At 46.8% G+C, this 23,714-nt stretch carries 25 protein-coding genes; 9 read left to right on the top strand and 16 right to left on the bottom strand.

Translation table 11 applies throughout. The features are described from left to right. The 5 genes from GWP43_RS07325 (at position 1) to mnmA (ending at position 4,331) form a co-directional block, all read left to right on the top strand. Positions 1 to 471 (top strand): NfeD family protein, encoded by a 471-nt coding sequence (locus GWP43_RS07325; protein WP_162663622.1) that lies wholly within the window; start codon positions 1 to 3, stop codon positions 469 to 471. Between the two features lie 51 nt (positions 472 to 522). Next, complete coding sequence (locus tag GWP43_RS07320; RefSeq protein WP_162663621.1) at positions 523 to 1,401, top strand: SPFH domain-containing protein; 879 nt, start codon at positions 523 to 525, stop codon at positions 1,399 to 1,401. Between the two features lie 95 nt (positions 1,402 to 1,496). Further along, a complete protein-coding gene (locus GWP43_RS07315) occupies positions 1,497 to 2,729 on the top strand; it encodes an LIC_12708 family protein (RefSeq protein WP_162663620.1) in 1,233 nt (410 codons plus the stop codon). Beyond that, entirely contained in the window at positions 2,722 to 3,261 is a 540-nt protein-coding gene (locus tag GWP43_RS07310; RefSeq protein WP_162663619.1) for a hypothetical protein, read from the top strand. Before GWP43_RS07315 ends, GWP43_RS07310 begins: the two co-directional genes overlap by 8 nt. Then, a complete protein-coding gene (gene mnmA / locus GWP43_RS07305; protein WP_162663618.1) occupies positions 3,258 to 4,331 on the top strand; it encodes a tRNA 2-thiouridine(34) synthase MnmA in 1,074 nt (357 codons plus the stop codon). Before GWP43_RS07310 ends, mnmA begins: the two co-directional genes overlap by 4 nt. Positions 4,332 to 4,387: 56 nt before the next feature. Here mnmA and vapC read toward each other — a convergent pair whose 3' ends face one another. From vapC to GWP43_RS07280, 5 genes are all read right to left on the bottom strand, one after another. Next, positions 4,388 to 4,789: a type II toxin-antitoxin system VapC family toxin gene (gene vapC / locus GWP43_RS07300; RefSeq protein WP_162663617.1), complete on the bottom strand. Its 402-nt coding sequence runs from the start codon at positions 4,787 to 4,789 to the stop codon at positions 4,388 to 4,390. Next, positions 4,789 to 4,983, bottom strand: coding sequence for a hypothetical protein (locus tag GWP43_RS07295; protein ID WP_162663616.1), 195 nt, complete (start codon positions 4,981 to 4,983; stop codon positions 4,789 to 4,791). The genes vapC and GWP43_RS07295 overlap by 1 nt, the downstream gene beginning before the upstream one ends. A 64-nt stretch (positions 4,984 to 5,047) precedes the next feature. Next, positions 5,048 to 5,689: a P-II family nitrogen regulator gene (locus GWP43_RS07290; RefSeq protein WP_162663615.1), complete on the bottom strand. Its 642-nt coding sequence runs from the start codon at positions 5,687 to 5,689 to the stop codon at positions 5,048 to 5,050. After that, entirely contained in the window at positions 5,686 to 7,164 is a 1,479-nt protein-coding gene (locus GWP43_RS07285; RefSeq protein WP_162663614.1) for a DUF1538 domain-containing protein, read from the bottom strand. The genes GWP43_RS07290 and GWP43_RS07285 overlap by 4 nt, the downstream gene beginning before the upstream one ends. Positions 7,165 to 7,314: 150 nt before the next feature. After that, the gene (locus tag GWP43_RS07280; RefSeq protein ID WP_315450566.1) at positions 7,315 to 7,641 is read right to left on the bottom strand and encodes a GNAT family N-acetyltransferase; all 327 of its coding nucleotides are present in this window, start codon (positions 7,639 to 7,641) and stop codon (positions 7,315 to 7,317) included. Positions 7,642 to 7,781: 140 nt separating this feature from the next. Here GWP43_RS07280 and GWP43_RS07275 point away from each other — a divergent pair, with 140 nt between their 5' ends. Both GWP43_RS07275 and GWP43_RS07270 read left to right on the top strand, forming a co-directional pair. Then, on the top strand, positions 7,782 to 8,282 hold the full coding sequence (locus GWP43_RS07275; protein ID WP_162663612.1) for a hypothetical protein: 501 nt from the start codon (positions 7,782 to 7,784) through the stop codon (positions 8,280 to 8,282). Then, entirely contained in the window at positions 8,263 to 8,730 is a 468-nt protein-coding gene (locus tag GWP43_RS07270) for a hypothetical protein (protein ID WP_162663611.1), read from the top strand. Before GWP43_RS07275 ends, GWP43_RS07270 begins: the two co-directional genes overlap by 20 nt. A 205-nt stretch (positions 8,731 to 8,935) precedes the next feature. On the opposite strand, the gene GWP43_RS14795 is transcribed toward GWP43_RS07270, so the two are convergent. The 7 genes from GWP43_RS14795 to GWP43_RS07240 form a co-directional block, all read right to left on the bottom strand. Then, on the bottom strand, positions 8,936 to 9,916 hold the full coding sequence (locus GWP43_RS14795) for an FAD-binding oxidoreductase (RefSeq protein ID WP_230977587.1): 981 nt from the start codon (positions 9,914 to 9,916) through the stop codon (positions 8,936 to 8,938). Beyond that, positions 9,892 to 10,704 carry an FAD-binding oxidoreductase gene (locus GWP43_RS14790; protein ID WP_230977586.1) on the bottom strand — a complete coding sequence of 271 codons (813 nt, stop codon included), beginning with the start codon at positions 10,702 to 10,704 and terminating at the stop codon, positions 9,892 to 9,894. Before GWP43_RS14790 ends, GWP43_RS14795 begins: the two co-directional genes overlap by 25 nt. A gap of 78 nt (positions 10,705 to 10,782) precedes the next feature. Further along, on the bottom strand, positions 10,783 to 12,339 hold the full coding sequence (locus GWP43_RS07260; RefSeq protein ID WP_162663610.1) for an FGGY-family carbohydrate kinase: 1,557 nt from the start codon (positions 12,337 to 12,339) through the stop codon (positions 10,783 to 10,785). Then, positions 12,336 to 12,743, bottom strand: a complete 408-nt coding sequence (locus GWP43_RS07255) for a DUF1667 domain-containing protein (protein WP_162663609.1) — start codon at positions 12,741 to 12,743, stop codon at positions 12,336 to 12,338. The genes GWP43_RS07260 and GWP43_RS07255 overlap by 4 nt, the downstream gene beginning before the upstream one ends. After that, complete coding sequence (locus GWP43_RS07250) at positions 12,740 to 14,134, bottom strand: NAD(P)/FAD-dependent oxidoreductase (protein ID WP_162663608.1); 1,395 nt, start codon at positions 14,132 to 14,134, stop codon at positions 12,740 to 12,742. The genes GWP43_RS07255 and GWP43_RS07250 overlap by 4 nt, the downstream gene beginning before the upstream one ends. Continuing rightward, complete coding sequence (locus GWP43_RS07245; protein WP_162663607.1) at positions 14,131 to 15,885, bottom strand: NAD(P)/FAD-dependent oxidoreductase; 1,755 nt, start codon at positions 15,883 to 15,885, stop codon at positions 14,131 to 14,133. Before GWP43_RS07245 ends, GWP43_RS07250 begins: the two co-directional genes overlap by 4 nt. Beyond that, on the bottom strand, positions 15,860 to 16,669 hold the full coding sequence (locus GWP43_RS07240; RefSeq protein WP_162663606.1) for a FadR/GntR family transcriptional regulator: 810 nt from the start codon (positions 16,667 to 16,669) through the stop codon (positions 15,860 to 15,862). Before GWP43_RS07240 ends, GWP43_RS07245 begins: the two co-directional genes overlap by 26 nt. 475 nt (positions 16,670 to 17,144) lie before the next feature. Between GWP43_RS07240 and GWP43_RS07235 the strand changes: the two genes are divergently transcribed. Together GWP43_RS07235 and GWP43_RS07230 are read left to right on the top strand one after the other, a co-directional pair. Continuing rightward, positions 17,145 to 18,209, top strand: a complete 1,065-nt coding sequence (locus GWP43_RS07235) for an adenylate/guanylate cyclase domain-containing protein (RefSeq protein ID WP_162663605.1) — start codon at positions 17,145 to 17,147, stop codon at positions 18,207 to 18,209. A gap of 120 nt (positions 18,210 to 18,329) precedes the next feature. After that, positions 18,330 to 19,982: a ComEC/Rec2 family competence protein gene (locus GWP43_RS07230; RefSeq protein ID WP_162663604.1), complete on the top strand. Its 1,653-nt coding sequence runs from the start codon at positions 18,330 to 18,332 to the stop codon at positions 19,980 to 19,982. A gap of 139 nt (positions 19,983 to 20,121) precedes the next feature. On the opposite strand, the gene GWP43_RS14235 is transcribed toward GWP43_RS07230, so the two are convergent. From GWP43_RS14235 to GWP43_RS07220, 4 genes are read right to left on the bottom strand one after another with little or no spacing between them, the layout of a single operon-like run. Further along, positions 20,122 to 20,517 (bottom strand): gamma-glutamyltransferase, encoded by a 396-nt coding sequence (locus GWP43_RS14235; protein ID WP_230977585.1) that lies wholly within the window; start codon positions 20,515 to 20,517, stop codon positions 20,122 to 20,124. Next, entirely contained in the window at positions 20,411 to 20,635 is a 225-nt protein-coding gene (locus GWP43_RS15615) for a gamma-glutamyltransferase (RefSeq protein WP_203232387.1), read from the bottom strand. The genes GWP43_RS14235 and GWP43_RS15615 overlap by 107 nt, the downstream gene beginning before the upstream one ends. Next, positions 20,565 to 21,836, bottom strand: coding sequence for a gamma-glutamyltransferase family protein (locus tag GWP43_RS07225; protein ID WP_203232386.1), 1,272 nt, complete (start codon positions 21,834 to 21,836; stop codon positions 20,565 to 20,567). Before GWP43_RS07225 ends, GWP43_RS15615 begins: the two co-directional genes overlap by 71 nt. 4 nt (positions 21,837 to 21,840) lie before the next feature. After that, positions 21,841 to 23,214 (bottom strand): sodium:solute symporter family protein, encoded by a 1,374-nt coding sequence (locus GWP43_RS07220; protein ID WP_162663603.1) that lies wholly within the window; start codon positions 23,212 to 23,214, stop codon positions 21,841 to 21,843. Positions 23,215 to 23,714: the final 500 nt, after the last annotated feature.

Raw genomic sequence — 23,714 nt, 5'->3', positions numbered from 1 at the left:
ATGCTCTTCCAACTATCGATGTTTTTAGCGTTTTATACGCCGTGGTTTTGGTTCGGTATTGCCGTTATTTGTGCAATTATCGAGGGGATGACGCTTGGTTTAACGACCGTGTGGTTCGCGCTCAGCGCCGTGCTGATGATTTTCATTTCCATGTTGCAGCCGCCGTTTTATGTGCAGTGCGTTCTGTTTGCGCTTGTTGCATTGCTGCTGCTCTTTTTTACCCGCCCCATTGCGCTGAAATTTTTGCATACCAAACGGGAAAAAACCAATGCGGACAGCCTTATCGGTAAAAAAGCCGTCGTGCTACAAACCATTACCGAATGGGAAAAAGGGCAAGTTAAAATCAACGGCGTTGTGTGGACGGCTTCTTCGGTTGACGGCGCGGTTATACCTGCCGGAGATGAATGTATCATCGAAAAGATAGAGGGTGTTACCCTGATCGTAAAAGAAATGGATGCCTCTGAAAACTGAAACGTTTAGAGACGCCTAACAAGAACCTAAATATAATAGAGAGGTTTTACTATGTGGATTGCTTTTGCATTAATCGTATTCGTACTCATTCTGCTTATTTTGAATATCAGAATTGTACCGCAGTCTCAGTCGTTCATTATCGAACGGCTTGGCGGCTATTTCCAGTCATGGGAGGTCGGTCTGCACGTTAAGATGCCGTTTGTCGATCGAATCGCCAATAAGGTGTCGCTCAAGGAGCGGGTGCTCGATTTTAAACCGCAGCCGGTTATTACGAAAGACAACGTTACCATGATGATTGACACGGTTATCTATTTTCAGATTACCGACCCGAAGCTCTATACCTACGGCGTTGAAAACCCGATGAATGCGATTGAAAATCTGTCAGCGACCACGCTGCGGAATATTATCGGTGAATTGGAACTTGACGGTACGCTGACAAGCCGCGATGTTATCAATACTCGTATGCGCAGCATTCTGGATGAAGCGACCGATCCCTGGGGTATTAAGGTAAACCGCGTAGAAGTAAAGAATATCATTCCCCCTGAATCCATTCAGGAAGCGATGGAAAAACAGATGCGTGCAGAACGTGAACGGCGTGAGGCCATTCTCATTGCGGAGGGACAAAAGCAGTCCTCCATTCTGGTGGCAGAAGGAAAAAAGGCGTCGATGATTTTACAGGCCGAAGCGGAAAAAGAATCCGCTATCTGCAGGGCGCAGGGTGAGGCTGAGGCAATTTTGGCTATCCAGAAAGCAACTGCCGAAGGTTTGAATCTTATTAAGAATGTCGGTGCCGACCCTGCACTGATTAAACTGCGCAGCTTGGAAGCCTTTGAAAAAGTAGCCGACGGAAAATCGACGAAAATTATTATTCCTGCTGATATTCAGAATATGGCAGGGCTTGTGTCAAGTATTGCGGAAGTTATCAAATAAGCAGTTTTGCTGATGCGGTATCTTCTATTCCTAAGGGTGCAAAACAAATCTCTCATGAGTTTTTAGAAGATACCGTAAGGAACCGGATTATTGTAATGTGTTACCGCAGTCATTTTGTTAAAGGGCTCTGTATTTTCTTGTGTGCCGTTGTTTCTCTTTGTGCCGTTTCGTGCGGGAAAGAAAAAACGGGGAACTTGGAGCGCAAACAACTTTTTTCAATTAAATACGGAAATTTTGAAGATCAGCTCGATTTATTTCAGCTGGCAAGTCCGTATGTCCGTCCCGACAGTCAGTTAGTCATGGATGACGGTATTTTTTACTTAAGCAATTCAGGCGCGGGAAAAATTATGAAATTGACGTCTTTCGGTGATTTGCTTGCGCTGTATTATAATCCCGAAAAGAATCCCCGCCCGACATTTATCGACGCCGATCAAGCGGATAAAATTATGACCCGCCGCGCCGTGCCGTATCCGCTTAATCATCCGACCTATCTTGCCGTAACGCCGAACAAGCACTTGTTTGCCGTCGATACGGTCAACGAAGAACGTATTGAATACGATCAAACGGAGAATCTTGCGTTACGCGATACGGTCATTCATTTTAATGAGACCGGTGAATTTGTTGATACCGTCGGACAAGAAGGAGTCGGCGGTACGCCGTTTCCACCTATCGAAGGACTGTATGCGGATTCAAACAATGGTCTTATTGTAGTATGTCGAACGGAAACCGGTATCAGGGTGTACTGGTATGACAATACGGGCGGTTTGCTGTACAAAATTCCTATTGCATTTAGCGGGTTGCCGTCGCCTTACACCAACGATGTAAAAGTATTTTCGAGCCTTGATAAGGCTGTTCCCGATTTTACGGCAAAGAAGCTGCATATTAAAGTCGATTATTACCGTGAAGATATTGATACGGATATCAATGTGAGCGCCGGAATCAGTTATGATAAAAGCTGCCTCTATACGTTCAATATTGAAGAGAGGCAGTACGAGCGGACGGTGGATATTGCGCCGTATGAGGATACGGAAGACACGAATACCGGTATCCGGCACATTAAAAAAGTGTATGGGTTGCTCGGTGTAACCGCAAATAATTGGTGCTTGTTGACGACACCGCGTTCCGACGGATATATCCTCGAACTAATCAATTTACATTCAAATAAAATACATACGCGAACATTGACCGTCTCCCCGGATGAATTAGTGTATAACGCTTTCCATCTTTCTTCCGATGGTATCTTATCGGCGCTCCTTGCAGGGGACAAGCAGGCGGACATCGTTTGGTGGAAGACAACCGAAATTACCGGAGCGTCAAAAAATGAATAACCAACCGGATTCATGGGATGAGGGAAGTTCGTATCTCCGCTATGACCGAAGTGAGCGTTTAAAGCGTGCGCCGGAAGCGGTGCAGCAAATGTACGAGCCCGACTACATCAAAAAAATGAGTCTTCTTAAAAGCCTTACCGCAACTCGTTCAACCCGATCTATGCTGTTTGCTATTGTTGCCGTTTTTGCCCTCACCTTTGCATCATTTTTATTTAAAACCGATCGGCAGTCAGGAAAAATTGAGGGAGTTCCGGTTAAATTGGAATATTTAACGCAGCAGGAACATCTCTATGTGAATGTTTCGTTCGCAGCCACGGAACAAAGCGATGACTATGCGCTGCCGCTTACCGTCCGTATCACTGCGGCGAACCGCGATACGGAACAGAAGGAAACAAAAGCCGTCGAAGTGATTTACATCGGCAGTACTTTAAGCGTACCGATTCAGTTTCCTGCCCATACGTATAAACAATTGGAAGCGGTTGTGCTCGCAGACGGTAAAGCGCTGTCATTGCGGAGTGCAATAAAAAAATGAAGATTGCAGTAGGTTTAAGCGGAGGGGTAGATTCTAGCGTTGCGGCAAAGCTTCTGATAGAAGAGGGGCATGACGTGTGTGGTGTTACGCTCCGCTTGCTGGATGAACAGACTTCCATCGCGAAGGAACAATCCGAGCGGATTATCGAAGAAGCGGCGCAGGCAGCGCGGCTTCTCGGTATTCCGCACCGTGTCTACGACTTCCGTACCGAATTTCAAAAGCAGATTATCGATTATTTTATAAAAAGCTACCGCAGCGGAGAAACGCCGAATCCGTGTTATATTTGCAATAGACAGATTAAATTCGGCCTACTTTTGGAACAGGCGTTACGGGAAGGTTGTGATGCGGTTGCAACCGGTCATTATGCCAAAGTATTTCAGGAGCCGTCCGGACGGTATGTGCTGGAGCGGGGGGCTGATGTGCAGAAAGATCAAAGCTATTTTTTGGCCTTGTTGAGCCAAGGGCAGCTCAGCAGGACGTTTTTCCCGCTTGCGGAACTGACGAAGCCGGCGGTTCGCCTCATTGCGGAAAAAACCGGGTTGGTCAATGCACATAAGAGCGACAGCCAAGATATTTGCTTTGTACCGGACGGCGACTACACGGCAGTAATCGAAGCATTGGCGCCCAATGCGTTTCCCGAAGGAGATTTTATCGACATCAATGGCGCCAAGGTCGGTACGCACCGCGGCTTGCACCGTTATACCATCGGGCAGCGGCGGGGACTTGCTCTGCCGTTCGGCTATCCGATTTACGTGGTTGAAAAATCGGCAGAGCATAATACCGTTACCGTCGGTGCGGGTGATTCCCTTCTCGCCGCCGCCTGTTCGGTGCGGGAGGTAAACTGGATTGCCGAAATGCCGCAGGAGCCTTTTTACGCGGAGGTTAAAACACGGTACCGGCAGCAGCTGAAAAAAGTCTGCATTGAACCGAGCGGTATTGACCGAGTCCGTATTGTTTTTACCGAACCCGAACGAGCGGTTGCGCGCGGGCAAGCCGCTGTATTTTATTGCGGGAGTAGGGTACTTGGCGGCGGTGTTATTGATAATGTTGAAGCAACCGGTGTAGTGTAATCATAAAGAGATAAAGAGTTTATAAAAAATACATAACGGTACTAAGCGGTTTTGATTTACACAGCAAGTTTTAATTCTGTAATAATTCGAGCCATATTTACAAAATCGGCATCATCGTGTAGAAGTGGAATATTATTTTCAATTGCCGTTTCTGCAATCAGTAAATCGACCGTACTACGAATTGTAACCCCTCCTCTACGACAACGAAAATTCAGCAGAGCTGCATTTTCAAAGGAGCAAATACCGAGTCTTAGAGAATACAACGGTACGTCACGTAAATAAGATTTCAAAACGGAAAATTCTTTTTCGTCTTTTGAACCTTGCAAAATTTCTTGATAAATAAATTCATTGATACAAAAATGTTTTTGTTCTTCAAGTAATTTTTCAAAATATACAGTACCGACTGTTTCCCTGCCACGAAAAAAATTGATCAGCACAGAAGTATCTACTAGAATCATTAAGAACTCCGCATTGCTTTATAATCATATCCATCAGCAAATTGAATTTTACCCTTTAGGTCGGCGAGACTGCGTTGTTGTTTTTCAGTGGAAAAATCAATTGCTTCCATGTATGAAATAACCATTTGAGCCTGCTCATTATCAAGCATTGCAAAATAATCCATCGCTTTTTGTTTAAGAGTTGTTTCTATCACCACAAAAACTCCTTATGACCTACAGTGCCTTCTTAGAGTATACTATATTCCAGTAATTTTTCTACTATTTTATTCCGTAGGCGTCGGTGATGGGCAGCACAAATAAGATTCCGTGGCCGTCCTTTTCGATATCACTGTGGCTGCGGATGGCGGCAACGACGGGTTCAACCTGTTCGGGGTCTACAATTGTTAAGACAATTTCTTTTTCGGGTTCTATTTCAATATCAAAAATCAGCTTTGTTTGATTCGCCCCCGAACCGCGGGCGTGAAGGATGGTGCCTCCGCGTGCTCCCGCTTCTATGGTAGCGTCCACAACATCATTAGCTCGTCCTCTATCTACAATTGTAAAAATCGCCGACTTCATAGCTTGTATCTCCTTTTGCGTTTCCGGCGGCATTGCTCCGCTGAAATGTTTATTTGAATAGGTAATCGGAATGATGAACGCAATGCCGAAATTTTTTCTGGTTACTTTATGCCGCCGGTTCAGTTCTTCCATAATCGAGGTGAGTTTATCATGTTCTCCCATTGTCAAAATCAATTCCTTTTGGATTTGATTGATGCCGAGAAAATCGAGCAGCTTACTTTTTACCGTACCTTGAGCAAGCAGCGTCGTCGCTCCGATAAGGCCGAGTTCCCTACCTTCGTGAATAATTTTCCGCGCTTGTCCATGTGGCACTAAAATGATCAATAATGAAAAAGCGGTCATGTCCCCTTCCTTTGTTTTAAATAAAAAAGTAATCCCAGCACTTGCAGCGAGATAACCGGCGCCAAAGCGACTGCTGCGATAATACCGAACCCGTCGATAAGTACGTTTGCACCCGGCGTTGCTGCCGCCAGCCCTTGCGCAAAGGAGAGCACGAATGTTGCTGTCATCGGCCCCGACGCGACCCCTCCTGCGTCAAAAGCCATACCGACAAACAGCTCCGGCACAATCCATGAAAGCGCAAGCGCGACCATATATCCCGGCAATAGAATATGCCAGAGTTGAAATGCGGGAATAAGAATCCTCAGCATCGAAAGAAATGTCGCAATACTCACGCCGAGCGCAAGGAAGATGAGTACCAGCTTTCTCGGAATATAGCCGGCGCTGACGGTTTCAATTTGCTTGGTCAATACATAAACGGCCGGCTCCGCAAGGATGACTACGCAGCCGATAAAAGCCCCGATGATTAAAATGAGCGGTAGATTTGCAATCTCTCCGATTTTATGCCCAATCAGGAAGCCGAGATCCAAAAAACCCGTTTTTACTCCCGCTAAAAATAACATTAAGCCGACAAAGGTGATAATCATCCCTTTAATAATTCCGCTCAAGGTGTTTTTTTTCAACCGTAACGAACATACATCGGTGAGTAAAAAGATAATCGCAATCGGTAACAGCGACAGCATCGATTCAGAGGCAGCATGCTTAAACGCTTCGGAGATGGCGGTAAGAATTGATGCTCCGGCAGCAGGCTCCGAAATACTGAAATCATTATCAAAGGCTGGTAACTGCCGTATCAAAGTTATTGCAAGCACGCTCAAGATTGCTCCTGCCGAAACCATCCCGACAAGCCCGAAAGAATCCGTTTCCGATGCAATGGAGTTTTTCTTCATGCGGGAAACACCTGCTGCTATTGCCAGAACAAACGGCACCGTAATTGCACCGGTTGTTGCACCCGAAGAATCAAAGGCAATCGAGATGCCCTCCCGTACCGAAAAAATCGAACAGAGTAATATCAATCCATACGAGAAAGTAAAAGCTTTATGCTGCGGGATGTGATAGACAATGGTTAATAATCCGACGGCAAGAAATACCGCGACACCGATTGAAACGATAACAATCAGCGTGGTTTGCGGGATTGCACCCTTGGTGACTTGCATCACTTGATCGCCGAGGATTTGCAAATCGGGTTCGGCAATCGAAATAAAAAAGCCGAGTATGAGCGCTCCGATAATAACCACTGAGATTTTATTTTTCGCAGTGATAAACTGCCCCATCACGTCGCCGATGGGCGTAATACCGATGTCTATTCCGAATAGGAATATCGTAAGCCCGATGCAGATAAAAACAACGCCGATTAAGAACTGAATAAAAAAAGTATAATCAACTCGCACAAAAAGGAAGTTCAAAATACAAATTAACACGGCAATGGGTAAAACTGAAAAAATAACTTCTTTACATTTTTCAGCTAAAACATTCATAAGTACTCAAGTGCCTCCTCTTTGCGAGGGATAAAGATAAACTAATTGGTAAATGTAACCGCAAAGGCCGCCAAGATCGCAAAGAAAAGGAATTCGATAAGAGTGTTCTTTTTAGAATCCTTTGCGGTCTCTGCGTGCTTGGTGGTTTAATTAATGCGCGACTAAATCCGCGTATTCCGAATGTTTATTGAACCAATCAGCTGCATACGAGCATTGAGGCCGTATCTTTTTTCCGTTTTTTTGGGCATAGTCTACGACTTCTTTAACGAGCTTACCGGCAACGCCCTGTCCTCTCAGCGAATCATCAACAAAGGTATGGTCGAGGCAAACCGTCGAATCATTCTCCTGCGGAAAGGTAACCTCGGCAATAACTTTTCCGGTATCGTTTTCCGCATAAATTCTATTTTCTTGATGTATGAGTTCCATCGTATTCTCCTTGCAGAAAGCAGTATGCCATAAAGTAGAAAGAAATTTCAATATGTGGTGTAATAGGGCGTCTCAGTAATCTATTTGTGCGATCTTGTAAATTCGCATCCTCTAAATTTAGATTGGGTTGACAAACTATCTTGCTCAATTATAATAATGCTTTCGATTCCGAAGTTTATTAGGAGGAAAAAATGAGCAATGTCTATAAGACACGTCCGCACAGAGTTCTCGTGAATCTCATTTTTGGTGCGGGAGCCGCTCTCTTTGTGACTTTTATTGCATCAATTTGGCTTAAAAGTTCCGTATTATTGCTATTGATAGCTTTAGCAGTTTTCGCCGGCTATATTTGGCTTGTCATTATCGGCAACATGATTGTTATAGAAACCGACGGCAATACATTGACGATAAAAAAAGGGAAAAAAATCGATACCTATTCGATTTCCGCTACAGCTATACGGGCAAAAACCGTTAGTTCCGGCGGGGATACGGAATGCTCGCTCTATCTTACCCGGCAGGGAGAAAATGAAGAACTGATTGACTGCGAATTAATCGGTATTACGCAGTTTATAAAGTTATTGGATGATTTGGGAATCAATAGAGATTCCGTAACCAAACTCAGCACGGACAATACTGATGAACCGGCTAAATTGACAACCGTAAAGGAGAAAACCCATGGACACCATCATGAGTAATACAAGTTTTTCACATATCTATTATTTTATCCTTATTCCGATAGGGCTGCTTGCTTATTTTGCATTTGCAATCTTTAAAACGAAGAAGGATAAACAGCGCGTTACAAATTGGCTGAATGAACATCCCGATGCGGTAAAAGTATATATCGGTAAAACGAGTTCGGTAACCGGTTATCTGGCGAGTGCCGCTCAACAGATAACCATCCGCAGCGTCGACGGGGAGCGCCCGTTCTACTTTAGAGAAAAGCTTTCAACCGGATTCTATGTTACTCCCGGAACCCATGTCGTCGAATCGTCTTTTTCAAAAACTCGTCCCGGTTTCTTTTACCGCTCCGTTACAACAACCTACGGTGCAAGCAAACAGGAAATTACAGTAGAGGCTTCCAAATCCTATAACTATTTCTTTAATACAAAAGAAGAAACCTACGGGTTTGAAGAATTGCATTAAAAACGAAAACCGGGGATGTCTCAAAAGTTGGTTACTTTTTGGACATCGTCATCAGCATAGCTGATAGCGAGTTTAAAATTAAGTCTTTATACAGTAATAACTTAATTTTAAACATCGCATCTAAATCTAAGGAAACTGTCCAAAACTGAAGTTTTTGGACAGCCCCGGCTCTTTTTAGCGGCTCCGTTATTTTGAGCGATACCTCTTAATATGCAGGATTATCCCATGTTCTGCTGCAGAACTTCGGTTTACGCTTTTGCTCATCGGTCATGTCGATGCCGAGGGTGCCGCCCGGGTTCATAATATTGTCGGGGTCAAAATGCTTTTTTAACGCGCGGAAAATATTCAGCCTATCCGTGCCGATCGATTGTTCCACCCATGCGGCCGTCATCTTGCCGACACCGTGGTGGTGGCTCATCGCAGCGCCCTGTTCCATGATATTATCAAAGATACCGAACTGATATTCTGCATATTCTTCTTTATCACGGAATTTTCCGATAAAGATAAAATAGAGATTGGCTCCCTGCTCATACGCATGGGAAAGGTGCGTCATACAGACCGTGTTCGGGCGGGATTTTGCAAAGGCGCGAACCTTTTCATGCACACGCCCCATCATCTCCCATGTAACGGAGCATTCCATCGTGTCGATGATGATACCGTAGTCCTGCAGCGATTCCCGTAAATAGGGGTCGGTAAAGCGGCCTTCTTCCCATTTGTGCGCGGGATAGCCGGTGAGGTACAGTCCGCCGTGGGCTTTGCTGATTTTTTTTACGACGCGGAAGAGATTTGAAGAAAAGCCTCGCTCCCCTTCCGTCCAGCCTAAGAACATACAGCGGTCATGCGCTTTGTATCCGCGGAGGTTCATCAAGCTTTCGAGCGGCGTGCCTTCCACGCCGTAGAGCTTCATCATTGCATCGGTTTCTTCGGGGTCGGATAGGCGGAACACGGAAGGATAGCCTGCTTCGGCCTGCATAATTTCCCGCGCGGCGTCGCGTCCGCTCTGCCAGTCCTTAAACATAAAACTGAAATACCGGCGGTTCTCCGCAGTCAGGCGGGAAATTTTCAGCGTTACATGCGTCAGTACGCCGAACGCTCCTTCCGACCCCATCATCAACTCATCGATATCAGGGGCCGACTGCGTGGGCGGGAAGTCCGTAGCTTTTAATGACACCGGTGGGGGTAACATAAGTCTGCCCCATCACGATATTGTGAATATTGCCGTAATAGGTTGAGTTTTGACCGGCGCCCCCGCGTTACCGTCCAGCCGCCGACGGAGGAGTATTCAAACGACTGCGGAAAGTGTCCGCAGGTGTATGCGTGCCGTGCGCCGAACCGTGTTTTCGCTTCGCTTAAGATTTTTTCGAGCTGGGGGCCGGACATCCCCGCTTCAACCGTGATGGTTTGATCGGTTTCGTTAAAGTTAATCACCTTGTTAAAGTTCCGCCGCATATCAAGGCTGATGCCGCCCTTAAACGCTTCTACGCCGCGGGTAACGGAAGAGCCGCCGCCGTATACATAGAGGGGAATGTGCTGCTTTTGGCAGTATTCGACAATCTGCACGATTTCTTCATGACTTGAAGGATAGAGCACTGCCCGCGGGGCATTTTCGGTGATGTTCTCCCGCAGCCGGTAGAGGTCGTACATGGTTTTGCCGTAAGCTACGGAAAGCCGGTTGTATCCCTTGGTACTGACATTCTCTTTACCGCACACGGATTCAAAGAACGCGACATGCTCCGGTTCGAGCGGCGGCGTCGCTAATGTTTCGGGTACCGCTTCATGTCCGTCGGCGCCCTTCCGCTGAAAATCCGCATCGGTTAAGCCGAGCTCACCTTTCATAAAGGTAAAAAGCCTTTCATTCGGTTCCTTAAATTCGTTGGGGTCTCCCCATTTTAAAATCGAACGGAATGAAGCCGGCGGCGGGGGAACTTGCTCCCATTCCGGTTTAAAATTCTTGTATACCTTACGTTCTGCCATAGTCATCTCCTATTTGAATTTATGATAGAACACCTCTTAAAACTCGATGAGATTTTTAGATGCTCTCGATGCTACTTTTTATGACGGATAACCGGTTACTTCCCGTATCCGTTTATACACGTGCTTTAAGATAGGATATATCTGTGTGTATATTTGATAGAGTTCATCATATAATTCGCGGTTATCCGGTGAGGGGGTAAATTCCTGCGCGATATGAACCATGTTTTTGGTGCTTTCTTCGATACTTGAATAACACCCCGTCCCGTACGCCGTTAAGATCGCGGCTCCCAGTGCAGAAGTTTCCGTTGTCGCACCGCGGACGAGCGGCTTGTTTAAGATATCCGCCGTGATAGTGCAGATACGGTCGCTCTGCGAGGCTCCGCCCGAAACGGCAACCTTTTGTACGGGAACACCGCTTTGCCGTTGCAGTTGTTCCAGTCCTTCCCGCAGCGAGTAGGCGAGCCCTTCGACGATTGCGCGGTATATTGCGTGCCGTCCGTGTACGTCGCCGAACCCGATCATCGAGCCTTTCGCATAGTGATCTTTAAGGCTGGCGCCCCAATACGGTTGCAGCATCAGGCCGTAGCAGCCGGGCGGGGAGGAGTCGAGGAGACGATCCATAATTTGCTCCGGAATAATACCGGTTGCCGTCGCCTTTGCCCGTTCTTCATAGCCGAGCTCGTCCTTAAACCAGCTGATCATCCAGTAGCCGCGGAATATTTCGATTTCCGGTACCCAACGCCCGGGATAGGCGGCGCTGTATGCGGGCAGGAAGCGGATCGGTTCCGTGTAGCGGTCGGTGCATATTTCCACCGTTGCCGTTGTTCCGAAGCTGAGGGACGCGGTTTTCGCATCGAGACATCCCATACCGAGCGTTTCGCATGCCTTATCACTGCCGCAGGCGATGACCGGTATACCGACAGGAAGCCCCGTTTCCAGAGCGCCTTGAGCGGAAACCCGTCCGATCTCTTTCCCGCTTTGGACAACACTGCATTTTTTATTATCATCTATCGGAAATATCTTTGCCGTGATGTGTCCGGGCGATGCCCACTTTTGCTTTTTATGATCAAAGGGAATGTGTCCGACCAGCGATGAAGGGGAATCGGCAGCAATTCCCGTAAGCCGGTATTGCAGATAGCCCGATACCATCAGTACCCGCCAAGTTTTTTTCCAAATTTCCGGCTCGTTTTCCTGTATCCAGTTGCACTGACCGTCGCTTTGGGAATGCATGATTTTTTCGTAGTAATCAACGGCTTTCAGCGCAGCCTTCATAATGAAATTCGGATGATACCGGCCGCGTGCCTTTCGGGTATCGAGCCACGTAATCGCAGGGCGCAGCACGTTTCCGTCTTTACCGATGAGGATGACGGTGTCCCGCTGAGCTGTTACGCCGATTCCCTTTGCGCGAGCCATTAAATCGGGATGACTGTTTTTGAGTGCCGCTACACCTGTGCACAGCGCACCCCACCACACTGCGGGATCTTGTTCCGCCCATCCCGGCCGCGGACTGACGCACGGTTTATACATAATCTGCTTCTTTGCAAGTACCGAACCGTCTTCCGCAAAGATGATAACACGCAGGCTCTGGGTACCGCAGTCAATTGAGATAATCGTCGATTGATCGGTCATAATCATTCAGCCTCCGTACTTGCACAGGCGAGAATCGGTATTTTAGTTCCGTTTTCAGTGGTAAGCTGGGCAAGACAGTCTCCGTATCGCACCGGCGCGGAGGCGATAATAGTGCGTATTTTTTCTATCATAGATGTCATCTCCTCAAGCGGAATTTCACATCCGGTTTTTACCGGCAGGCGAATAAACTCAGGCTCACCGAATCCTGTCGTTTCTCCATTATGCCGAGTCGGCTTGCAGGCAACGGTGGTGGTGAGCGTTCTCATAGGGCACAGCACTTCCTGTTTGCCGTAGCTGATTCCTTTAGGACAGCTGTTTCCGCTTACTACTATTATATTCGTTGCATCGTCGATTGTCACGGTTAATGCACAGCCGCGCGGGCATGCAATACAAGTCAGCTCTTTGATCATTCAGCCTCCTTTGCCTGATGCGCCGGTTCTGCGTCTGTCAACGAAACAGACAGTTGCTGCGTGTAGGCCGGTATCGATGCGGTATCCACGATAATCCGTTCCATCTCCGGCGGTTTTAACAACCGGAATGTTTTTTTGAAAAGAGTCTTTGAGCCTGTTTTTGTTTCCGCTCTAATTGTCAATACCGCTTGCTCCCGCTGTGCCGCAGACCGGAAGTACAGAACCGCCTGCTTCCCGTCCGGTGCGATGCGGGCGGGTGTTTGGTATAGCAGCGTTTTATCGGCATAGATGGGAATTTCAGCAGGATTTTTACATAGCTCAGCCTGCGCCGCCGGCTGTATTTCCGTTGCCGCAGCTCTTTCTGAGGCGGTATTGCCTTCAAACGCTGTTCCGCTGCAGAGTAAGGCAGCCTGTTCCCCGGCAATACTGCCCGATTCGGAAACATAGTCTACGAGGTCATTGACGTGCAGGGCATTCCCACAGGAGAAAAGTCCCGGTACGGTTGTTTCCATATATTGATTAACCTGCGGTCCCTTTGTCCGCGTATCCATTTTCGGCGCGAGACTGTCGAGGATGTCGTTTTCGGGGATAAGCCCGACGCTCAAAATGAGGGTGTCGCAGGGGATATACCGCTCCGTATCGGCGACCGGCTGCATCCGTCCGTCAACCTGCGTAACGGTTACGCCCTCCAAGCGTCCTGCCCCGTGCAAGGCGCTCACCGTCGTAGAAAGGTGGAGCGGAATACCGTAGTCTTCAAGGCATTGCACAATATTGCGGGTAAGTCCCGACGGTTCGCTTTTTACCTCGTAGACACCTTCCACACTGCCGCCGACACTTGCGGTTTCGAGGGTGAGCCGCCGCGCCATAATAAGCCCGATGTCTCCGCTGCCCAAAATGACAAACCGCTTGCCGGGCAGATACCCTTTTAAATTGATAAAGGCTTGCGCCTGCCCTGCGGTGAATACGCCCGAAGGCCGGTCGCCATGGATAAACACCTGCCGGTCGGTACGTTCTCTGCAACCCGTTGCGGAAATGAGCGCCGTGCAGGAAAGGGTAAAAATGCCGTTTTTCGGATTGGTAAAGGTCAGTTCAAAGCCGCCGCCGTTCTGCTGCACGATACGGATAACAAAGGTGGATACGAATATGTCGATGTTGGAATGCTGAGCGAGCATATCGCGGTACCGCCATGCATATTCGGGACCGGTCAGCCGCTCTTTAAACCGAATAAGTCCGAAGCCGTCGTGAATGCACTGCTTTAAAATACCGCCGATATGCTCTTCCCGCTCTATCAGTGCGATGCTGCACTGCGGAGCTTTTTCGGCGGCGGCAAGAGCGGCAGCCATACCGGCGGGTCCCGCTCCAATCACAATGATATCATAAAAGCGTTTCATAATGCCGCCTTCCCCTCATCTGCCGACAGTGGGTTGTTCAGTATGTACGAGGAGCCGCCTTTTTTAGTAATGCGTTCAAGCGGAATGCCGGCTTCCCTGCTGATGATTTCCATTACCCGCGGCGTACAAAAACCGCCGTGGCACCGCCCCATTCCTGCGCGGCACCTCCGTTTTACCGCATCAAGGCTGATATGCTGCATACCGAGTGCACGGCAGCTGCGTACCGCATCCCGTATTTCTCCCTCGGAGATTTGCTCGCAGCGGCAGACGATTTTACCATAGAGCGGATCTCGTTTGATAAGCGTATGCCGCTCGGCATCGTGCATCGAAGCTGTTTCGCGGGGTGCGGCGCGGCGAGATATAAAGTTCGGTTTTTTTTTGAGGCCGGCGGGAAAGCGCCGGAGTGCAAGCGCTGTAATATCTTCCGCGATTGCCGGAGCCGAAGCAAAACCCGGCGATTGAATGCCCGCTGCATGAATCAAGTTGGGTACCTTTTCGGACATTTCAACGATAAAGTCTTCCTCCCACGTCGCTGCTCGGATACCGCTATAATACGCGATGATGTCGCCCCGCGAAAGCGTTTTATTCATAGACATTTGCTCAAGCAAGGCTCGTTCATCTTCGGAGTCGGTACCGTAGTCTTCACGGTCATATACCTCATGCGCAGTCGTCCCGACAAGGATATTCCCTTCTATACAGGGGATAATGCCGCCGCCTTTTGAGTGCTGTTTTGAAGAGTTTAGAAGATTAGGTTTTCCGATAATGGTATGCTGCGCTCCCTTTTTCCTTTTATCGAGGATGATATCCATGCCCTTTCGAGGATGAATGGAAAAAAAACGGTCTCCGGCAAATTCCGCAATTTTATCAGACCATACGCCCGCTGCGTTGATAATCAGGCGGGCGTTCAGCGTACCGCGGTTTGTGTACACTGCCGAAATCAAGTCGTTCGTTTTGTCAAAACCGGTTACAGCGGTTTCAAAGAAAAAAGATACGCCGTTTGCCGCAGCGTTTTCCGCAAAGGCAATCGTTACCTTAAAAGGAGAGGCAATGCCGGAGTAGGGCATCCAAAAACCGCCGTAGTATTCCGTACTCAGGTTCGGTTCCATGTTTTGTATCGTTTTTTTATTCATATAACCGACGCGACCTTCAACGCCGTTTTTTGCCGCCCGTCGGTGCATAAAGGGCACAAGCGGTTTTAGGAGCGGGGAATCAAATAGCATAAAGCTGCCCGGCCATTCGGTTTGAAAGCCGAGTTCTTTGTCGAGCTTGCGGTACAGGCGGTTACCGCGAGTGTTCAGTCTGCCTTTTATCTTTGAAGGACTATCTGCAAAGCCGGGATGAATCATGCCGTCGTTGCGGGAGGACGCCTGCATGGCGCAATCGCACTCTTTTTCGAGCACGGCGATTGTTAAATCATAGCGGGATAGTTCCCGTGCGATTGCACATCCGACAACACCCGCGCCGATAATCACGATATCGAATGTTTTACCTGCTAAAAGATTATCCCGCACTTCCGGCATCCGCATCGGCGGCTCACCCTTTCCAGCAACGGTTATATCATTAACCAAACCCTTATATCCCGGGAGCTTTTTACATTTTCTTGCAAAAAAGGCGCCGACGGTGTACCGTTCTTCAACGGTAGGAGCATCTCCGGTCAATATTACCGACCGACCGTCCCATTCTGCCGAAAGTTTCAGCTGCGGGTACCGTTCCTTTATCTTCCGCTCAAGCTTTTGAAGATAGTTCTTCATAATGCTGTTCCCTCATAATCGGCGGACTTTCCCGTCCGACTGCTTCCGTATGAATGTATGCATTCGTTGAGATCATTTTTTCCAGTAAGGCGAACGCTTCATTCCGTTTATTCTCCGTGATATAGGCAATCAACCGTGATTTTAAGGCGGCTGCTGTCCGAATGCTCTCGGTATTTTCCGTAAAAAACTGCTCCAGTTTTTGATGGTACAATTCTCGTGCCGAGTTAAAGAGAAGGAGAAATATCGTATTGCCACCCGCCTCGATAATTGCACGGTAAAAGAGAAAATCCAATTCGGTCAGCCGCCGTATTTCAGCAGGTCGTAAATGGGCCTCGATATTTTTATGTTCTTCTCTGTGTATCTTATGTAATTTCTCAATGAGCGGCGAATTTGTTTGTTTCTGCACCGTATCGGTAGCAAAATACTGCATCAATGATTTTGTCAAAATCATCCGGCGGACTTCTTCCAAATCGGCATCGATACGGGCGGCAGACTGAGGTGCCGAAAAACGATAAAGGCTTGAAAGCAGGGGCAGCGCACCTTCTTCTGTGAAGTTATTGACAATCCAGCCATGCCGCGGCCGAATGGAAATAAGCCCTCTCGCGCCAAGTTCCAAAAGCCCCTCGTGGATGACCGGCCGAGAGACACCCATCTGCTGTGCCAATTCCCGTTCGGGCGGTAACAGCTCTCCCGGCAGGATAAGGTGCATCAACAGCAGTGTCTCCATCTGCTCGATAAAACGTTCTTTATTGCTTTTAGCCGTTGTTCGTTTTTTCCTTTTCATATAATCTCATATTTAGAATAGCGGTATGTGGTAATACCACCGATCTTTATTTACTATAACATGAAAAAAAATGGTTTGTCAAATATTCATCAAAATATTCATCAAAATTTTTATAACCATTTTAAAAGCCGACTGTTTAGCATAGTGCGTTAAAAAATATTTTGTACCACCTGCCATGATTCTTGTACTCTCCTTGCTTTTCTTTCATCATGAAGGTTTTTATTCGTGCGGTTTAATACCCGCCGTTCTCGGCAACGCTCTACGTCGTAACAAAGGGTATTAAAGCTGACTGCAACCATCTCGTCAAAAATGTACATCGTTGTACATTTTTGACTGCGAGTTTTTTGCCTTGCAAAAAACTCGTTCCTGTTTGGAATCACCTGCATCCGTGCCGGATATCCTATACTGTGCGAAACGTTGGGCACTGTACCCCGATGCTCTGCGTCGGAGTTGTTGATTATAGAAGGAGAGAGTTATGAGTGTGAAATTACGCTCTAAAGTAAATCAGAAAGAGGCTGATAAAATTGCAGCCTTTTTAACAAATGTGTCGGATCGGTTACTTTTTCATATTCCTCTCTATGAAATCGGTAAAGCTTTCGGTATATCGCGTGAAAAAATATTGGATATTTTTATTCAAGGAGTTTATGACGGAGTATTTATATTAGAATGGATTTATCATTGCCCTACTTGCGGACATATTGCCTATGAAGCTCCGTCTCTTCATCAAGCTTCGTCACAAAATTTTTGTACGGTTTGTAATAAGGTCTTTAATAATACGCTTGACACCAATATTGAGGTTTGCTTTTCGATTCACCCGCGGCTCAAGATGCTCGATCCTACGTTTAAAATGAATTATATTGCTGATATAGGCAAAAATATTCGGAGCGGAAAGTATCGGACGTGGGACACACCTGATGCAGTACGAGGTGTGGAGATTATTCAAAATAATTTGTACCGCGAATTGATGAGTTCTGAAATTCTGATTGGTGACCAATCACTTCCACTGACAAATATGACAATTCTCTTTGCAGATATTACAAATTCGACAAGGCTTTACGCATCATTAGGTAATAAAAAAGCATTTTTATTGATAAAAGGATATGTAAAGCTTCTTTTGAGTACGATTGAAAAGTACAGCGGCGTACCGATTATGAAAAACGGCAATGTTGTTATGGGGGCTTTTATCGATCCTTGTAAGGCCTTTAATGCTGCTGTGAAAGCACTGCGACAATTGACAAAGTATAGTCAAAATAAGCCGATAAGCGAACGGTTGGAAATTAAAATGGGTTTGCATAGCGGTTCGGTATTGGTGGTAACCTTGAATAACCGGCTTAATTATGTTGGACTGACTGTTAATACTGCCGCCGATATAAAAAACACTGCGCTTTCGAATGAGATCGTTATCTCTCAGATTCTTTTTAATAACCGTTCCATTAAACGTACCATCCTTTCTGTTACCGATACCGTACAGAAACAGCAAATACGATTTAAGGGAAATCCTGAAAATCATACGCTTTATCATATAAAAATACCAAATTAAAGGAATCCTTGAAAACGTAACTTTTGGGCAGTTATGTTTTTCTCAGATTTCCTTTGCCGCTGCCGCTGATTTGTAGCCATTTTGCGCCTTGTGTCGTATAAGAAATCGTAAGAGGTAAGTATGGATAGACATGTTGTTCCGCCTGTTACGATCATAGCCGTTGCGGTGGCGGCGTTTTTTTACGGGTTGTATGTATTTGCTCAAACTGACAGTAAAATTATATCTTTTGTTTTTATAACGGCATTTTTACTACTGTGTGCTTTCTTGCTGTTCTTAGCGGCAGTACCGATAGCCGCTCAGTTGACGCACCGAAAATTCCAACCGCAGCACTGTCGTCAGAAACGAGTGCGAGCCATGGTACGGTTTGCGCTTTGTGTGATTGCGGGAGCTGCGATCGGCTCGTATGCTGCGCGTACTCTGCAAAGAGAGCAGCGCCCTCCTCAAACGCTTGCTTCGCCGTCTACGGTACGGACGCTTATTGCAGAGTTAACCGGTGAGGCTGTTCCGACAGGTACTGATTATTACCGCATACCGGTCAAATTGATTGCGTGCGGCGCCGGCCGCAATGAGCAGTTTTCCGCATCGGGTTCCGTGCAGCTTTTTGTTCCGGCAGCGCTTGTCCGCGGAACATATTCAGGAGGTATTACCCGCATCGGCGAAGCGGAACAATCCAAAGCGGCAGCGCCGCTACTGTCCAGTACGGCTGTATTTGCAGAGGCTTTGCAAAATCAGCAAGAATGTCGGTTTTATGTCTGTGGAATGAAGCTTGCAGTTCAAGGAAAGTTCGGTAAGACGGGAACGGTGTTTTATGCGCGGCAGGTGCAGCCGGTATTTCTCGGCTGGAATTCTCCGCTCAACCGCCTTCGTGCGTTTTTCCGCTTTGCCTTTATGCGGATGCTATACGGTTGGGGAGAGGCGGGCGGACTTTTGCTTGCGCTGCTTGCTGCAGATAAGGCGTTCTTACCGGCAGGATGCATTGCAGCGTTCCGCAACGCCGGACTTGCTCATATCCTTGCCTTGTCGGGGATGCACCTTTCGCTAATCGGGACAGCGGCGCTGCAGGGCGGCAGGATGTTTGGGCATAAGAGCAGGGCAGTATGGTTTTCGCTTGCGGCGGTTTTCCTGTTTGTCTGGTTTGCGGGCGCTGCTCCTTCGTTAAACCGCGCATTGGGAATGGTATGTATCACCGCCGCAGGGAGAGCACTCGGTTTAAAACCGCCGCCCTTGTCCGTGCTGTGCGCCATGCTAACCGTACATATCGCAATCGCCGGCGCTGAAGCAATAACGCTCGGGTTTATGCTTTCGTATGGAGCCTGTGCAGGGATTATCATCTTTGGCGATGCGTGCGCTCGTCTCATGGCTGGAAAAATACCGTCGTCTTTTGCAGGCAGTATTTCCGCATCCGTCGGCGCACAGCTTTTCACCGCCCCGATTGTTATCTCTGCAATCGGGAATATCGCAGCGGCGGGGGTAATTGCTTCATGTGTGGTTAACCCGCTTGTTTCGGTTTTCCTCATTGCGGGGCTTATCTGCATTCCGCTTGCGCTTATTTTCCCTTTCACGAGCCCGCTGCTTGGATACGGATTGAACGCCGCATATCGAATAATTTTTGTAGCAGCGGATTTTTTTGCACGGCTTCCGGTTATTGCACCGGAAAGCGGAATGCAGCGTGTGCTATTTTCGGCAGCGGCGTTTGCGGTTGGGGTATGCTGTGTGGTTCTGGCGTATGTTCAGCGTAAGCGGACAGCAGCCGCTTTCCCTCGATTGACATGAGCACGGGAACAGAGCTTAAACTAAGCCCTGCTGCTGAATGGGGCTCGCAAAAAAGTAACCAACTTTTGAGACATCCCCGTATGTTAAAGCCGAATACCGGGCATCTCTAAAAACTCGGTTAGCTTTTAGAGATGCTCTACTATATTTCCGCAAATCCTATGCCGTCAAAGCTTGCGCCGGAGGAAAAAAGAACTCCTGCGCAGCCATCGACTCGCTTTGTCCGCCCTGCATAAAACCTATCCTGTTTTTTCATCACGCAATTTACCATTGTACTCATTGCCTGATGTACGGGAACCTGATGTATGGTATGCAGTGCTACTTGAAGCTGAGCAACAGTATCGGGTGAAATACCGAATTCGGTTTCTATGCCTTGTTGTTTACTGAGACAGTTGATATACGGCATATCTACCAGCTGCTCAGGTTCCATATCAAAATCGATTGCATTTACTATCCCTTGCAGCACGCCGGTAATAATTCTCGGACGGACCTCCGGCAGAACCGATGGCCATAAACGGTACTCCTTCTTTAAAAACAATAGTCGGCGACATACTGGAAATCGGTGTTTTTCCGCCGGCTATCGCATTAGAGCTGCCGTACGATAATCCTTGACTGGTAAGTGCCCCCTTCCGTTGCGGAAAAATCCGACATTGCATTATTCAGTACAAAACCGTAGGCATCTACAACAATACCGCTTCCGAACCAGTCTCTGATGGTCTGCGTTTGCGATACCGTATTCCCATATCGATCCATAATGGAAAAATGAGAGGTGTTTCCTTTATGCTCATCGAATGCAGTGTCGATGCCCGGTTTATACTCTTGTGCCGTTTTATTGATATGCTGATATTGTAATTTTGCATAATCTTTGCTGAGAATTTTATGCGTGTCGATTTTGATAAAATCGGGATCACCTAATCCGATACTTCTGTCTGCAAAAGCAATCTTCATTGCTTCCGCCAATAGATGTATGTACTGTGCCGAATTATGTCCAGCTTTTTTTATATCCGCATTTTCAAGGATATTCAGCATTTCGAGTACGGTACAGCCTCCTCCGGGGGGAGGAAAGGAATATACGGCGGCATTTCGATAATTGATACTTACGGGTTCACGGAATTTAGGTTGATACTCGGACATATCTTCATAGGAAAAACAACCGTCATGTTCATTTATTGTGTTGATGATTGTCTTTGCTGCTTCTCCGCTATAAAAATAATCAACTCCGACTGTTGCGATTTTTTCTAAAAGCCGTCCCAGTTTTTCATTTTTTTGCATAGCGCCGAATTCATATCCCTTATCTCCGTTCATAAAATTCTTTTTAAAGGCGGGATAGGTATTCCGTTTTCTGATAACCGAGTCATCCGTACCGGTGATCGAGCCGGTAAAGCTTGTCCTAAAACCGTTGAACGACAACTTGATTGCATCTTGTGCAACCGCTTGCATTGTCATTGTACCGAATTTTTTTAGCAAGACATCTAAGCTTTTCAATAATCCCGGAACGGCAACCGATCTTCCGCCTATATCCTTCCATTCGTCGCACACCTTTCCGTCTTTTAAAAATAAATCTTTTGTCGCATTCCGCGGGGCTATTCCTCTCCCGTCCAATGCATAGACTGCATTTTCCTGCTTTGAGTACGCCAGTGTAAAGCAGCCCCCGCCGATTCCCGAATGATGCGGTTCGACAACGGATAATACCAACGAAACCGCAACGGCAGCGTCAAAAGCATTTCCGCCGTTTCTCAAAACATTCAGTCCTGCTTGAGTGGCATACGCATTATTACTGCTGATTGCCCCGTATGTTCCGTTGATAGACGGCCGATTCCATGCAGACGGCCACATATACATTTTCTTTTCCTGCATACGATTATTTACCGCCTTCTTTATATGTCAGTAACGAAACGATTATTCCAACGCCGTATGTAACGATGACAACCGGATAAATTGCTTCAAGTTTATCGCTCAAGCGTAGTAACATCCAAGCTATCCCAACCAGCATACCGCAGAGGATACTCCAGAAAGCACCTTGCTTGGTAACCTTTTTCCATGTTAAACCGACTAAGATGGAAAAACTGATAGGAGCAGCGGCAACATGCTGGAGCGTTAAAAAGAGATTCGTAAGCGAACGGCTTGGGATAAAAAGTGCAGGTATCAGCGTAAGATATGCAAAAATAAATGTAATCTTTTTGGAAATGCTGAGAACCTTTTTATCATCGGCATTTGGATTGATATCCGTTTTATATACGTTGGTGATAATCGTACCGGTGGCCAGCATCATTGTTGCCATCGTTGCAGCGATAATCATTGTAACGAATGCAAAGATAATACCGCCGAAGAACGGTGAGGTAAAGGTTTTAATAGCATAGGCAAATGCGCTTGTTCCATCACCTAAATCAGCTCCCGAAGCTTTTGCAAGCATTCCGCAGGTTGCCGTAAAGAAACAAATCGGTGCTGCAATAAGATATCCGAGGATGGAACCGGTGCGGGCAGCTTGCGGGGTTTTTGCCGCCAATAACGGCTGAAGTACCGATTGCATAACAGCCGTACTGATACACCCTCCGAATATCCACGCGATGATTCTGTGCAGCGGCATATTTTTCATACTGTCATATCCTTGCGGTAATTTTGCCAGCAATCCGCTAAAGCCTTCAAATTTAGGCAGTGTCGTTACAACAAAAATAATGAGTAAGATATAAATACCGATACAGACGATTCTTCCTACCGCTGATGCTCCTTTCATACCCGAAAAACCGGTGTAAACGACGGCAACCGTTACACCGATTATCATTGCCGCCATGAAGTTTATATTGGGTAATACAATTTGAATGATGGACGAAACCGTTTTTAACTGAATGGGAATATAGAGAAAACCGTAGACAATCCATGCGTATGAGTACAGTTTTGCCGTTTTAGTGTCGAATCTGGATTGTAAGTATACAGGAACCGATTCACCGGGCATATTATTTCGGATTATTTTTGCAAAAACAGCTAATGCAATAAAGTAAAACGATCCGGCTATTGAATACCACGACCCGGCGATGCCGAGGTTATATCCGTTTTGAGCTGCCCCGACAATTGCCATGCCGCCGATTTGCCATGCGGCAAAAATAGCACCGAGTGAAACGGCGCTCAGGGACTTATCACCTCCCGACCACTGTGCGGACGACTTAATGGTTGTTCCGGCATAAATGCCGATACCGACAACAATTAAAAATGTAATGATCCATGTTGCAATTAACATACTGATTTCTCCTCTACTTAGCTTATATTATGATATGTAATATATTACATATCATAATATAAGCTTACACCACCTTTCAAGGAAATGCAACAAAAAATTCTACAAATTTCTCAATAAGAGCTTGATAGCCAAACTTCCCCGGCTTACGTGAGCATATCGGCAACTCAGCTGCGCCGACTATTTGCAAAAGCAAACTTGCTTTTTACTCCTTCTTACCATATAATAGCCTATATGCTGAATCGATTTACCGTATTACCGCAGCACCAACCGCCTCTTTCCAAAGTGCAGTTGCTATTTTCAGTAGCGGAATATTTTCAAAAGATAGTTGACATACATAGCTTTGTCGGCATAATCACTCAGCAACTCAGCAACTCAGCAACTCAGCAACTCAGCAACTCAGCAACTCAGCAACTCAGCAAGTAGACTGTGCCCTGAAAAACGGGCGATTTTTTCATTTAAGCAACGACATCATTATTTTTTCTCATCAACTTTTGCAGACG

This window comes from Treponema vincentii (assembly GCF_010365865.1).
GTDB lineage: Bacteria > Spirochaetota > Spirochaetia > Treponematales > Treponemataceae > Treponema.
Note: the sequence above shows the minus strand (reverse complement) of the source record. Positions and strands in the feature narration are given on the sequence as shown.

Excerpts from the sequence above, each read along its gene's own strand:
- GWP43_RS07290 (WP_162663615.1), bottom strand. The coding sequence starts at position 5,689 with ATGACCGCTTTTTCATTATTGATCATTTTAGTGCCACATGGACAAGCG.
- GWP43_RS07225 (WP_203232386.1), bottom strand. The coding sequence starts at position 21,836 with ATGCAGGAAAAGAAAATGTATATGTGGCCGTCTGCATGGAATCGGCCG.
- GWP43_RS07230 (WP_162663604.1), top strand. The coding sequence starts at position 18,330 with ATGGATAGACATGTTGTTCCGCCTGTTACGATCATAGCCGTTGCGGTG.
- GWP43_RS07235 (WP_162663605.1), top strand. The coding sequence starts at position 17,145 with ATGAGTGTGAAATTACGCTCTAAAGTAAATCAGAAAGAGGCTGATAAA.
- GWP43_RS07320 (WP_162663621.1), top strand. The coding sequence starts at position 523 with ATGTGGATTGCTTTTGCATTAATCGTATTCGTACTCATTCTGCTTATT.
- vapC (WP_162663617.1), bottom strand. The coding sequence starts at position 4,789 with ATGATTCTAGTAGATACTTCTGTGCTGATCAATTTTTTTCGTGGCAGG.
- GWP43_RS07270 (WP_162663611.1), top strand. The coding sequence starts at position 8,263 with ATGGACACCATCATGAGTAATACAAGTTTTTCACATATCTATTATTTT.
- GWP43_RS07250 (WP_162663608.1), bottom strand. The coding sequence starts at position 14,134 with ATGAAACGCTTTTATGATATCATTGTGATTGGAGCGGGACCCGCCGGT.
- mnmA (WP_162663618.1), top strand. The coding sequence starts at position 3,258 with ATGAAGATTGCAGTAGGTTTAAGCGGAGGGGTAGATTCTAGCGTTGCG.
- GWP43_RS15615 (WP_203232387.1), bottom strand. The coding sequence starts at position 20,635 with ATGCAATGTCGGATTTTTCCGCAACGGAAGGGGGCACTTACCAGTCAA.
- GWP43_RS07315 (WP_162663620.1), top strand. The coding sequence starts at position 1,497 with ATGTGTTACCGCAGTCATTTTGTTAAAGGGCTCTGTATTTTCTTGTGT.
- GWP43_RS07260 (WP_162663610.1), bottom strand. The coding sequence starts at position 12,339 with ATGATTATGACCGATCAATCGACGATTATCTCAATTGACTGCGGTACC.
- GWP43_RS07310 (WP_162663619.1), top strand. The coding sequence starts at position 2,722 with ATGAATAACCAACCGGATTCATGGGATGAGGGAAGTTCGTATCTCCGC.
- GWP43_RS07285 (WP_162663614.1), bottom strand. The coding sequence starts at position 7,164 with ATGAATGTTTTAGCTGAAAAATGTAAAGAAGTTATTTTTTCAGTTTTA.
- GWP43_RS07255 (WP_162663609.1), bottom strand. The coding sequence starts at position 12,743 with ATGATCAAAGAGCTGACTTGTATTGCATGCCCGCGCGGCTGTGCATTA.
- GWP43_RS07240 (WP_162663606.1), bottom strand. The coding sequence starts at position 16,669 with ATGAAAAGGAAAAAACGAACAACGGCTAAAAGCAATAAAGAACGTTTT.
- GWP43_RS07325 (WP_162663622.1), top strand. The coding sequence starts at position 1 with ATGCTCTTCCAACTATCGATGTTTTTAGCGTTTTATACGCCGTGGTTT.
- GWP43_RS14790 (WP_230977586.1), bottom strand. The coding sequence starts at position 10,704 with ATGGCAGAACGTAAGGTATACAAGAATTTTAAACCGGAATGGGAGCAA.
- GWP43_RS07245 (WP_162663607.1), bottom strand. The coding sequence starts at position 15,885 with ATGAAGAACTATCTTCAAAAGCTTGAGCGGAAGATAAAGGAACGGTAC.
- GWP43_RS07275 (WP_162663612.1), top strand. The coding sequence starts at position 7,782 with ATGAGCAATGTCTATAAGACACGTCCGCACAGAGTTCTCGTGAATCTC.
- GWP43_RS14795 (WP_230977587.1), bottom strand. The coding sequence starts at position 9,916 with ATGTTACCCCCACCGGTGTCATTAAAAGCTACGGACTTCCCGCCCACG.
- GWP43_RS07220 (WP_162663603.1), bottom strand. The coding sequence starts at position 23,214 with ATGTTAATTGCAACATGGATCATTACATTTTTAATTGTTGTCGGTATC.